Below are 12,139 nucleotides of genomic sequence, written 5' to 3' on the forward strand. Positions count from 1 at the left end.
AATTCGTGCCTGTTACTTCAAAATTTATGTTTAATAATGACTCAACTTTCGGGCTTCATTTCAAAGCTGGCATTTTTAAATGTACCGATGGGCTCAGTGTGCCGACGGGGTCAGGCTTTTGTTATTGATGTTATCGACCAAGGCCTTTGCCAACGAAAAAAGCCTCGATAATGTCAATAACGAAAGCCTGACCCCACCACGACGAAAGTTGAGATAATGATTATTAAATTTCAGGCTTATCTGGGATAAAGTGACACTCCATACATTGTGCTGCCTCATTCCTAAAAAGCGATAAAGACAAGGCAGGCCTGAAAAAAAGGTGCTTAAATTTTTGGAAATGAGCAAAAAAGAAAGGAGCAAAATAAATCCAATGCTTTCTGATATTCAGCAAAAAGTGCTTGCGCAACTCATGGAAGGAAATCGTGTCGCAGTCATTGACCTCATTGATGAATGGGCCGTCCAAAAACAATATCGCACAGCTGTTAGTGAAATACTGGAACCTGTGCTCCATGAGTTTGGAGAAAGGTGGTATCGAGGTGAAGGCTTAAGCTTGAGCCATGGATATATTGCCGGAAAAATAGCAGAATATCTCATGGAAAAGTGTTTAGAAGAGGAGGAACAAAATGATGCGGCACCCCGTAAGAAAAAAGGCAATCTTGTAATAGGCAACATAGAGGATGATTACCACTCCCTGGGCCGCATGATGCTGGGCCGTTTTTTGGAAATTTCCCATTGGCAGGTGCACGATCTTGGCAATGATGTTCTGGCAGAGGAATTTGTGGATAAAGCCTTGGAAGTTAGGTCAAGGGTAATTGCTGTCTCTGCCATGATGTACACCAATGCCCTGAATATCCAGAAGTTACGTCGAGAAATCGATGACCGGGGCCTTGGAGGGGTTTTACAGCTTGCTGTGGGAGGCGCTGTTTTTATTACCAGACCCAATTTGATCCGGGAAGTGGGAGGGGACGGTACCGCAGTTAATGCGTTTAAGTCCGTGGAACTCATTGAACGTATGTGGCAAACATCAACTACATTGGGGGAACTGCCATGAACAGTAAAGAACGAATGACAGCTGTTTTGTCTGGAAAACATCCTGACCGTTCCCCTGTAAGTATGAATCTTGCTTTGTATGGGGCCGGATTAACCGGTTGTCCCCTTGTTGAATATTATTCAGATCCGGAAGCGTATGCGTTGGGACAAGAGCAGGTGAGCCGGATTTTCCAGCCGGATATTTTATTTGCCCCCTTTGCCATGCCCCTTTACGCCCAATCCTTTGGCGGGACTTTGCGGTTTTATAAAGATCAGCCCCCCAATATAAAAAAACCGGTGCTTTCGGTTCCGGACGATTTTCATTTATTGGCATTACCCGATCCTGATAATAATCCTTCCCTTGTTTATATGCGTCGGGCCATTCGTATCATGGGTTCCCGCCATGGAAATGAGGTTGTTGTTGCCGGTGTGGCCATGGATCCTGTTTCATTGCCCATCATGTTAATGGGGCTTGATAAGTGGCTTCAAACATTTCTTTTTGAAGAGACAATGGCCACAGATATTCTTGGGTGGATTTTGCCTTTTTTCCGGGAGTGGGTGAATATTTTGTTTGAAGAGGGCGCTTCCTTTGTTGCCCTGCCCATGGCGTTCACCACCCCTGCCATTTTGCCGAGAAAGTTGGTTCTGGAACGATGTATGCCCGTATTAAAGCAGGCTTTTGATGGGGTGAAAGGTCCCCTGATTTTGCATTCCACCGGAGCCCCTTTTTCGCCGTTCATTGATCTTTTTGCCACCCTTCCCAATGTTAAGGGGGCAGAGCTTAATTGCAAAGACTCATTTCAAGATACCCGGGCAAATGTGGGAGAACAATTGCTGCTCATGGGTAATCTTGAAGGGCCGAACTGTAATCAATGGTCAGTGAAACAGACCCGTGAAAAATGCAAAACAATCCTCCAGGATCGAAAGGATGACCCTTTTTTTATTCTGGGCACCTCAGGTCCTGACATCCCCATTGACACACCCCCTGCGATTATCCATGCCATTGGACGCTCTGTGGAGGACGTTAACAAATGGTAACTGCTCCTTTCCATGATGTGGAAATTATTTCCTGTGGTGTATTCAAACTGGAACTGGAATTCCTTTACAAGGCCGGGGTGTTTTCCATGCCTGTGACTTATCTACCTTCCCAGCTTCATATGTATCCCCATGAGCTTAAAAAAAAAATGGCGCATTTGATCAAGAAAAAGACACAGGCCGGTAAGCGTCTTTTGCTTCTTTTTGGGGAATGCCATTCCCATATGTATGACCAAACGCAGTCTTCTTTGATTTCAAGGGTCAAAGGAATTAATTGCCCTGATATTTTATTGCCCGGGGAAACCTATCGCAGCCTGCGCAGGCAAGGAGTTTTTTTTCTTCTGCCAGACTGGGCTTTGCACTGGCAGGATATTTTTCAAAAAGAGCTGGGGCTGGCCGGTGATACAGCAAAATTGTTCATGGGGGATATGCACACCCGGCTGGTTTATCTTGATACGGCTGTTGTTGATCCACCCATTCAACACCTTCGGGCCATGTCTGATTTTACCGGACTTCCCTTTGATATTTTTCCGGTTTCTTTACAGGTGTTGCAGGAAAAGATAGCATGTGCGCTTGGTGAATTTGATGGAGAAGTATTTTATGAAAGATAACATGGATGTTCGTCTGCCGCCGGTTTTTTACGAAATGGCTTTTGATTTTCTCCGTGAGGTGATGCAAACAAGTGACAACCCCAAGGTTATGTCAGGTCTGATTGCTGAAAAATACCGGGAATTGACCGGTGCCAAGACAGTGCTTTTTTTCCAGAATCTGGCATTGTTTGGCGGTTCTTCGTTTCGGATTTTGACGGTTGATCCCCAGAGGCGCGGTTCTTTGGCGGATAAAGGGGCCATTATAAAAGCCGTACATCGGATATCTGTTGTCAAAGATGCCATGATTCTTAAATCCTTTGATGACATTTCCCAGGGAGATCTTGTGTCCATGGGAATACCCCTGCTAAACAATGTTGAACAAAATCTCGGCGTTATTATGATACTTGATTTTCCCGATGATCCCCGCCATTTGCCCCTGGTGCTTGAAAGTCTTAAATTTCTCACCGGATATATCAGCCCTGTTTTTCATAATGCCCTCACCCATGAGTTCCAGGAGTTGCTCCTTGCAGAAAAAACAAGGGCACTGGAAAATGAAATTCAACAACGTAAACAGATGCAGGAACATACCGATCGTCAGAAAATTTTACTGGAAACCATTATCAATGCCATTCCCAGTATAATCTGCTTGAAAGACGGTGGAGGGCGCTGGATTATAGTCAATGAATACAGCAGAGATTTGTTTCAGATAAGGGATATTGATTACATCGGAAAAACCAATGAAGAGCTTGCTGATTTAAACCCGTTTTATCAGGAGGCCTTACTTAACGGGGTGAGTACAGATAAAAAAGCCTGGGAATTGAAAAAAAATTTCCAGTCAGAGGAGATAATTCCCCGGCCCGATGGCTTTATGATGACCTTTGATATGGTGAAAATTCCATTGTTCCATTCAGATGGCAGGCCATATGCTTTAGTTGTTGCCGGTTTGGATGTAACGGAAAGAAAAAAGGCGGAAAGGATACTGAAACAGGCAAAGGATGAGTGGGAAAAAACCTTTGATGCCATTTCAGATATTATCACCATCATAGATAAAGATTATAAAGTTGTGCGTGCCAACAAGGCGGCCCGGGGCTTTTTCTGGGAAAAACACAGGGAAAAAGAACCTGTGAAATGTGGTGAAAAAAATGGGAATTTTATTATTGGAATGCATTGTTATGATCTTTTTAGAAAAATTTCCCATGTTTGTCCTGAGTGCCCAAAAATTCTTGCATCAAAAGAGAAGCGAAATTATGAAAAAATAGTGGAGCATAAAGATCTGGGGAAAGTTTTTCATGTTTCCTCCTGCCCCATACTTGATGAAAACAATGAGATAAGTTTACTTGTTCATGTGGCCAAGGACATCACTGAACAGAAACGGCTGGAAGAGGAGCTGTTTCAGGCCCATAAAATGGAGGCCATGGGGACCCTGGCCGGGGGCATTGCCCATGATTTTAACAATATCCTTTCGGCCATCATCGGTTTTTCAGAGCTTGCCATTACGGATGTTCCCAGGGGGTCTGATGTCGCAGAAAATCTTGATGAAGTTTTAAAGGCCAGTCGGCGTGCCGCTGATTTGGTGAAACAGATTCTCAGCTTCAGCCGGAAATCTGATATGCAGACTGTCCCCCTCCTGCCCCAGGTGATCGTGAAAGAAGCCCTGAAAATGTTGCGGTCCTCCATTCCCACCACCATTGAAATCCAAGAAGATATTGACGATGAGTGTGGCAGGATCATGGCAGATCCCACCAGCATTCATCAGATTGTTGTAAATCTTTGTACCAATGCACAGCATGCCATGGCCCATGAAAAAGGCCGATTAACTGTCAGTGTGCATCAGGAAAATGTTGTTTCCGGGGAGATCAAAGGGGTAAAGTGTATGACGCCGGGCTCTTTTGCTGTGATAAAAGTCAGTGACACAGGCCATGGTATTGCTCCCGGGATCAGAGATCGCATATTTGAACCCTATTTTACCACTAAATCCATGGAAAAGGGCACCGGTCTTGGACTTGCCGTTGTGCATGGCATTGTTAAAACATGTAACGGCTCTATCCGGATGGAAACCAAAACAGGACAGGGTACCACGTTTTATGTCTATTTCCCGCTTTTATCCCGGGAGATGCCCCGGTTTTTGGATGATAAACCTGTGAGATCCATACAAGGGGGAGGGCTGCGGATTTTGGTGGTGGATGATGAGCCTATGATTTTAAAACTCAATACCGCTGTACTTGAGAAACAGGGACATAAGGTGACTGCCTTTATTAACAGCGTTGAGGCCTTGGAGCAAATTTCAAGGGAACCTCAAAACTTTGATCTGGTCATCACGGATCAGACCATGCCCGGTATGACCGGGGTGGAACTGGCTGAGCATATTTTAACAATCAGAGCAGAGTTACCCATTATTTTATGTACCGGGTACAGCGCCATCATTTCCGAAGCAGAGGTTCTGGCGGTGGGGATTAAAAAATATCTTCGAAAACCTGTGAGTAGAAGCGCTCTTTATCAAGCGATCAATGATGTATTTAAATAGTGGCTGAGCTTTTATGCGCAATACTTTGTGAGTTGAGCATCCTGACGTTTGTGATGTGAAATATACAAATCCAGGCGTCTTCTTGGTGTGATAATTTTGATCAAACTCTTGTTTTTTCAATGATTTTCATGTACAAACAAGTGCAAAATGGAAATAAAAATAAAGGACGGATAATGCATTACGAAGGCTCAATGATCAGGCCTCCCAGCGAGGCAAACAGTATTTTGCTGCAGGCAACGGTGGGATGCTCCCACCGGAAATGCACCTTTTGCGGAGCCTACCGGGGACAACGCTTTAAAATTAAAAAAGATGAAATTATTTTTAAAGATATTGACTTTGCATCAAAGTATTGTCGCAATCAAAATCGGCTTTTTATCTGTGACGGAGATGCGTTGATCATGCCCCAGCGCCGGCTGGTTCCCATTTTAGAAGCCATTGGGAAAAAATTGCCCTGGGTGGAGCGGGTGGGGGTATACGCCAATACCAAAAGTATCCGCATGAAAACTGAAGAAGAGCTTAAAGAGCTTCGAAAACTTGGGTTGAAAATTGCTTATATGGGGTTGGAAACCGGAGATGATGTCACCTTGAAAAAGATCAATAAAGGGGCAGACTCCCAAAGAATGGTTGGCATGGGAAGAAAAATCCGTGGTGCGGGGATTAAACTGTCCATCACCGTACTGCTTGGACTTGCCGGGGCTGAGCGTTCAGAAATTCATGCCCGGGAGACCGGTCGGGTGCTTTCTGCCATAGATCCTGAATATGTGGGGGCTTTGAGTCTTATGCTGGTTCCGGGAACGCCTTTGCACAAAGATTATGAAGAGGGTCGATTTGATCTTATTTCTCCGGAGCAGATGCTGGTGGAACTTGGCACCATGATTGCCACCAGCCATCTTACCAACGGTTTGTTCCATGCCAACCATGCGTCCAATTATGTTCCCATCCGGGCACGACTGCCCCGGGACAGGGAAAAGACCCTGGAGTTGATTACCCGGGCATTGAAGGGAAAAGTGGCTCTGAAACCGGAATATATGCGAGCGCTTTAACAAAAAATATACAAGGGATTGAAAAATCCCGGAAAACCACAGTAAAGCGGCAATGGGAGATCCCCCTTGCTTTTTTTATCACACAGGAGAGAAAAATGGCGGCTGCCAACCAAGACCTTGACCGGCAATGTATTAACACAATCAGAACCCTTTCCATGGATGCCATCCAAAAGGCAAATTCCGGGCATCCCGGTGCACCCATGGGCCTTGCTCCCACAGCACATGTACTCTGGAGCCGGTTTCTGAAACACAACCCAAAAAACCCAGCCTGGATTGACCGGGATCGGTTTGTTCTTTCAGGGGGTCATGCATCCATGCTCCTGTACAGCCTGCTATATCTTAACGGATATGGATTAACCCTGGAAGATTTGAAAAATTTCAGACAGTGGGACAGTAAAACCCCGGGGCACCCCGAGTATGGACACACCGCCGGTGTTGAAACCACAACAGGCCCCCTGGGGCAGGGCATTGCCAATGCTGTTGGCATGGCCATGGCCGAACGTCACATGGCTGCCCGCTTCAATAAATCCGATGCCCAGCTGATTAACCATTTTACCTACGTGATGTGCGGTGACGGTGATCTCATGGAAGGTGTGGCCATGGAAGCCGTATCCCTGGCAGGGCACCTGGGACTTGGCCGTTTGATTCTTCTTTATGATGATAATTCCATTTCCATTGAAGGTAAAACCGATATTACCTTTACCGAAGATGTTAAGGCAAAATTTGAGGCCATGAACTGGCATGTGGTGGCCGTTGCCGACGGTAATGACACCGAGGCCATTGCCAATGCCATTGAAGCGGGTAAGGCTGAAACGGATAAACCCACCATGATCAAGGTGTCCACCCACATTGCCTATGGCAGCCCCAACAAGCAGGACAGTGCCGGTGCCCATGGATCTCCCCTGGGGGCAGAAGAGATTCGTCTGGTCAAAGCATTTTACGGTGTGCCCGAAGATAAAGATTTCTATGTGCCGGATGAGGTGCTCACCGCCTGCCGTGGTGCCATTGAAATCGGTGCTGAAAAAGAGCAGGTATGGCAGGAGGTTTTTAATGGATATCGAAAAGCTTATCCTGAACTTGCCGATGCCTTTGTGGATGCCATCAGCGGTTTTCTAACTGCAGGATGGGATAAAGATATCCCCCAGTTCAAGGTGGGTGATGATGCCGTGGCCACCCGGGCCGCATCCGGGAAAGTTCTCAATGCCATTGCCAATAACCTTCCGGTGCTCATGGGCGGATCTGCAGATCTGGCACCCTCCAACAAAACCTATCTTGATGCCTTTGATGTGTTCCAGAAGGGAGCCTATGGTGGAAGAAATATTCGGTTTGGTGTGCGGGAGCATGCCATGGCATCCATTATGTCCGGCATGTATCTCCACAGTGGTGTGCGGCCCTATGGCGGCACCTTTCTGGTGTTTGCAGATTATTTAAGACCCGCTGTCCGGGTGGCTTCCTTGATGAAGTTGCCCCTGATTTATGTGTTCACCCATGACAGTGTGGCCGTGGGTGAAGACGGCCCCACCCATCAGCCGGTGGAACATCTGGCGTCTTTGCGCACCATTCCAGGTCTTCAAGTGATCCGTCCCGCCGATGCCAGGGAGACCGCCGAAGCGTGGATAAAGGCATTGACCACCGATGATGCCCCCACAGCATTGCTGCTGAGTCGTCAAAAATTACCCATTCTGGATCGCACCGGGTGTGACGGTGACCTTCGATATGGTGCCTATATATTAAAGGACGTGGAAGGGGATAATCCCATTGACCTGATTCTCATTGCATCGGGTTCCGAGGTTCATATCTGTGTGGAAGCTGCGGAGAAACTGGCAGAAAAAAATATCAATGTCCGGGTAATCAGCATGCCCAGCTGGGAATTGTTTGAAAAAGCCTCTGCCCCTTATAGAGAACGGATTTTACCCAGTGATGTCAAAAAAAGAATGGCCGTGGAAGCAGGAATTACCATGGGCTGGGAACGCTATGTGGGTGATGCCGGTAAAGTGATGGGGATTAACCGCTTTGGTGCCTCAGCTCCCGGGGGAAAAGTATTGGCTGAACTTGGTTTTACCGCTGATAATATTGTTGAAAATGCCCTGGAGCTTGTAAAGGAATAGGTGCGATGGCGTAGTAAATATTCGGGCAGCACCCCATCTTCACTCATTTGGGCCTGCTCACATAGCAATAGTATGCTACGCAGTCCCAACTAAGCGAAGATGGGGCACCGGCCAAACATTTACAAAACCAACCCGAATACTTACATGGCGTAATGGGGACTGTTTTTTTAATTAAACAGTTCTGAACAATACCTGCTTTGTAAAAATTGAAAACAAAAAAACCGAACGGAATAAAATTTTCGTTCGGTTTTTTGTTTTTCGTTGTGGCCGGTCAAACCCCAATATGATCTGCCCATGGCAGTTATTTGGCACCATATTTTTCAAGATAGGTGTTGATTTTTTCCAGCATGGCATCATCAATCACCACCTGGCCATTGATCTCTTTATTATGAAGATAGGTTTTGATCTCTTCCAGGGTAACAATGGCAAACACAGGAACCCCCAGGATGTCGGCAACCTCTGCCAGGGCATTTTGCTCCCCTTTTCCCTTTTCCTGGCGGTTCACACTGATGACAATGCCTTCCACTTTGGGGTTGCTGTTATTCTTGAGCACCTCAATGGATTCTCGTATGGCTTTTCCCGATGTGATCACATCATCCACCAGAATCAGGCGTGTTTCCGGGGTCAGGGCCATACCCACCAAAGTGCTTTTATCTGCATATGTTTTGGCCTCTTTGCGGTTAAACAGATAGCCTTTATCCACACCCCGGGCTGCCAGCCCCATGGCTGTGGTGATGCAAAGTGGGATGCCTTTGTAAGCAGGTCCGTATATGCCGTCAAAATTATCTCCAAAATGGGCTGTGACAGCCTGGGCATAATAATGACCCAGCCGACTTATCTTTTCTCCGGTATCAAACATGCCTGTATTGATAAAATAGGGAGCCACCCGGCCGCTTTTAAGGGTGAATTCACCGAATTTTAATGCATTGCATGCCACAAGAAATTCTATAAATTCGCTTTTGTAAGTTTCCATGTTTGTATATCCTTATTTCTTGGCATCCGTCACTTCCATTTTCCAGAGCAAAATTTTCATTTTTGGGATAAAACTTTTAAAAAGTGTAAATTGCTTTTGGGGGTATATGGATACCTGTTTTTTATTTTTTGCTAATTTGTGGTGCTGATGTTTTCACCACATCGCCAGGAGGCATAGGTGCTCAACGGGACCTCTGCTCCGGATTTTAACAATGCTTTTTGATTAAAATTTTCCATTTGTCTTAATTTTTCAGAATTGAAGACAGGTCCATCAATGCAGACGCGTTCTGCACCGCAGACACATGCCCCGCAGGCCCCAAAACCGCATCTCATATATCGTTCCAAGGAGACCTGGCAGGGGATTTTTTGTTTTTCACAGATATCAAAGACCCGTTTCATCATGATTTCAGGCCCGCAGGCATATACCATATCAAAGGTATTGGTGGAGATGGCCTGTTCAAGGAGCTCTGTGACAAAACCTTTATGCCCGAAAGTGCCGTCATCGGTGCAGTAATGTCCATTTAGGGATGGATATCGCTCTTTGAACAAAAGAAGATCCCGGGATCTTGCTCCCTGGATCAGGGTGATATCCTTACCCAGCATGTCAATCAACGGTGCCACCGGAGCGGTGCCGCATCCACCGGCCACAACGCATACACGTTCTCCGGTGCCGGTATCAAATCCATTGCCAAAGGGACCCCGGATACCCAGAAGATCCCCCGGTTTCATGGCCGCGGCTTTTCTGGAAAAGCGTCCTTTGGCTTCCACGGTGATTCCAAATGTTTTAGGTCCATGGTAGGAGATGGTGTAGGGTTTTTCATCCACGCCGGGCATCCACACCATGACAAACTGTCCCGGTCGAAACTGAATGGTGCCATTGAAAAAAAGGGTGACATGATCCGGGGTTTCCCGTTTTGTTCTGTCCACCCGGAACATGATCGGTTTTTTTTCCACCGTTAAATTGGGTTTGTTCATATTTTGAATTCTTCCTCCTTTAATGGGCCGCACCCCTGATGTCTTCCAGTGTGCATCCGTGATCTTTAAGCCATTGGTCCATCTCCCGGGTGATTTTTTTAAATACACTGATACCACGGTAGGTTACAGCGCTGCCAACACCGGCAAGGGTGGCCCCGGCCATGATCATTTCTATGGCATCTGCTCCGGTGGTGATGCCCCCCAGGCCAATGATGGGCAGGCGGGTGGCTTTAAAAATATCGTACACGCATCGAACGGCAACAGGGCGTATCATGGGACCGGACAGCCCTCCTTTTTTAAAGTCCAGGATGGGTGTTCGGCTTTCTATATCAATGAGCATACCCGGTCCCAGGGTGTTAATGGCACAGATGGCATCTGCGCCGCCATCTTCACATGCCTTGGCAATTTCTCCGATGTCCAGGGCCTGGGGGGTGAGTTTGGCAATTAAAGGTGTGGTCTTGACCACTTTTTTTACCGCATTGACCACATCAAAGGAAGCTGTGGGACTGGTACCAAACAACATGCCGTGTTTTTCAGAGTTGGGACAGGAAATGTTAAGTTCTATGAAATCGGGTTTTTTATCAGATACATAATCGGCAACCTGTTGAAATTCATCAACCGATGCACCATATATACTTGCAACAATGGGAAAATCTCTATTGTTCAGATCTGCCCACTCTTTTTCCATGTGAAGATACCCGGGGGATGGCAGGCCCACAGCATTTATCATGCCGTGGCCAAGGTCTATGACCGTGGGGTTGTTGTGCCCGTCCCTGGGGGTGGGGCCAATGGATTTCATGGTTACAAGGCCGCAGCCTGATGCATGGACCCGCTGCAAAATGTCAAAGTTATTGCCAAGTATTCCCGATGCCAGAACTGTGGGGCTTATTAAGTTCTTTCCCAGAAAATTCACCTGCATATTTATTTTATCCTTCATTTGGGGCTGTTTTAATTTTGGGGTGCTATTACTCCTCGGGGGCTCTGTTGAGGGCAATTGAGCATTCTTTTGTAAAGTCAATGCGTTGATTGAAAATAGAGTGCTGATTTTGTTACGAAATGGCTGGTTAATTTTAACATTCTTATATAGTGGCCCAGCTTATAATCAAGCCCTGTGGTGATATGCATGGGCACCAAAAAATTATGATGATATTGACCGTTCATATCATTTTTACTGAAAAAGAACAAACAGGTAGAAACGAGGCAAATTAATTTTGACTTGCGCATTCCCTGTCATCCCTTTCCGGAATAATATTTTTCTTTGATGGATAAGCTTCCAAAAAAAGTAAACTACTGCAACGTCAAATTTTAAATTTAGGATAACTGCCTCTGAACAGGCCGGAGCCACACTGGTCCAGAAGATGTATTATCCTAAATCTTAGCCTTGACTATGCACTACTTTTTAAAAACGTATTCTGGTTTCGGACTGCCCCAAAAAAGTTTGAAAAAATTTTTTTCAAAGAGGCATAACAATGAAATATCAGAGATTTCCAAAAAATACGGAATTTCAAGGTGTTTTATTTGCTTTTAAATTCAGTGGCTTGTTGTTTTTATGAAAAATAAATTAAAAAAGTGTTTGACAAGAAGTAAGTTTGCATGTAGTTTCGCTGGGTCTTGTTGAGACGGCAACGCCGCTTGCAAACAGCGCGGCATGTTTCAGCAAGATTTTTTTGTGTTAAAAATGAATTTGATCTTTGAAAATCGGTTAGTGAATGAATTGAGTAAAAAGATGTTTTAAGTGCAGCCAAGCACATAAAAAAACATTTTAAAAGAATTATAACTGGAGAGTTTGATTCTGGCTCAGAATGAACGCTGGCGGCGTGCTTAACACATGCAAGTCGAACGAGAAAGTTCCTGCTTGCAGGA

Annotated in this window: 9 protein-coding genes and 1 rRNA gene; 7 read left to right on the forward strand and 3 right to left on the reverse strand. The window is 45.8% G+C overall.

From position 1 onward, the window contains the following. Positions 1-337 precede the first annotated feature (337 nt). The 6 genes from B9A32_RS16705 (at position 338) to tkt (ending at position 8,329) form a co-directional block, all read left to right on the forward strand. Positions 338-1,051, forward strand: coding sequence for a cobalamin B12-binding domain-containing protein (locus B9A32_RS16705; protein ID WP_084071116.1), 714 nt, complete (start codon positions 338-340; stop codon positions 1,049-1,051). After that, a complete protein-coding gene (locus B9A32_RS16710) occupies positions 1,048-2,067 on the forward strand; it encodes a uroporphyrinogen decarboxylase family protein (protein WP_084071107.1) in 1,020 nt (339 codons plus the stop codon). The genes B9A32_RS16705 and B9A32_RS16710 overlap by 4 nt, the downstream gene beginning before the upstream one ends. Then, positions 2,061-2,675, forward strand: a complete 615-nt coding sequence (locus B9A32_RS16715) for a DUF1638 domain-containing protein (protein WP_084071108.1) — start codon at positions 2,061-2,063, stop codon at positions 2,673-2,675. Before B9A32_RS16710 ends, B9A32_RS16715 begins: the two co-directional genes overlap by 7 nt. Then, complete coding sequence (locus B9A32_RS16720; RefSeq protein ID WP_170923877.1) at positions 2,665-5,178, forward strand: hybrid sensor histidine kinase/response regulator; 2,514 nt, start codon at positions 2,665-2,667, stop codon at positions 5,176-5,178. Before B9A32_RS16715 ends, B9A32_RS16720 begins: the two co-directional genes overlap by 11 nt. Positions 5,179-5,351: 173 nt before the next feature. Further along, entirely contained in the window at positions 5,352-6,221 is an 870-nt protein-coding gene (locus B9A32_RS16725; protein ID WP_084071110.1) for a radical SAM protein, read from the forward strand. A gap of 95 nt (positions 6,222-6,316) precedes the next feature. Beyond that, positions 6,317-8,329 (forward strand): transketolase, encoded by a 2,013-nt coding sequence (gene tkt / locus B9A32_RS16730; RefSeq protein WP_084071111.1) that lies wholly within the window; start codon positions 6,317-6,319, stop codon positions 8,327-8,329. Between the two features lie 301 nt (positions 8,330-8,630). Here tkt and pyrE read toward each other — a convergent pair whose 3' ends face one another. From pyrE to B9A32_RS16745, 3 genes are all read right to left on the reverse strand, one after another. Further along, on the reverse strand, positions 8,631-9,302 hold the full coding sequence (gene pyrE, locus B9A32_RS16735) for an orotate phosphoribosyltransferase (RefSeq protein ID WP_084071112.1): 672 nt from the start codon (positions 9,300-9,302) through the stop codon (positions 8,631-8,633). A gap of 131 nt (positions 9,303-9,433) precedes the next feature. Further along, positions 9,434-10,276, reverse strand: a complete 843-nt coding sequence (locus B9A32_RS16740) for a dihydroorotate dehydrogenase electron transfer subunit (RefSeq protein ID WP_084071113.1) — start codon at positions 10,274-10,276, stop codon at positions 9,434-9,436. A gap of 19 nt (positions 10,277-10,295) precedes the next feature. Further along, positions 10,296-11,213 (reverse strand): dihydroorotate dehydrogenase, encoded by a 918-nt coding sequence (locus B9A32_RS16745; RefSeq protein WP_232367208.1) that lies wholly within the window; start codon positions 11,211-11,213, stop codon positions 10,296-10,298. 837 nt (positions 11,214-12,050) lie between these two features. Between B9A32_RS16745 and B9A32_RS16750 the strand changes: the two genes are divergently transcribed. Then, positions 12,051-12,139 (forward strand): 16S ribosomal RNA (locus tag B9A32_RS16750); the annotation flags it as partial.

The sequence above is a fragment of the Desulfocicer vacuolatum DSM 3385 genome (assembly GCF_900176365.1).
GTDB classification, from domain to species: domain Bacteria; phylum Desulfobacterota; class Desulfobacteria; order Desulfobacterales; family Desulfobacteraceae; genus Desulfocicer; species Desulfocicer vacuolatum.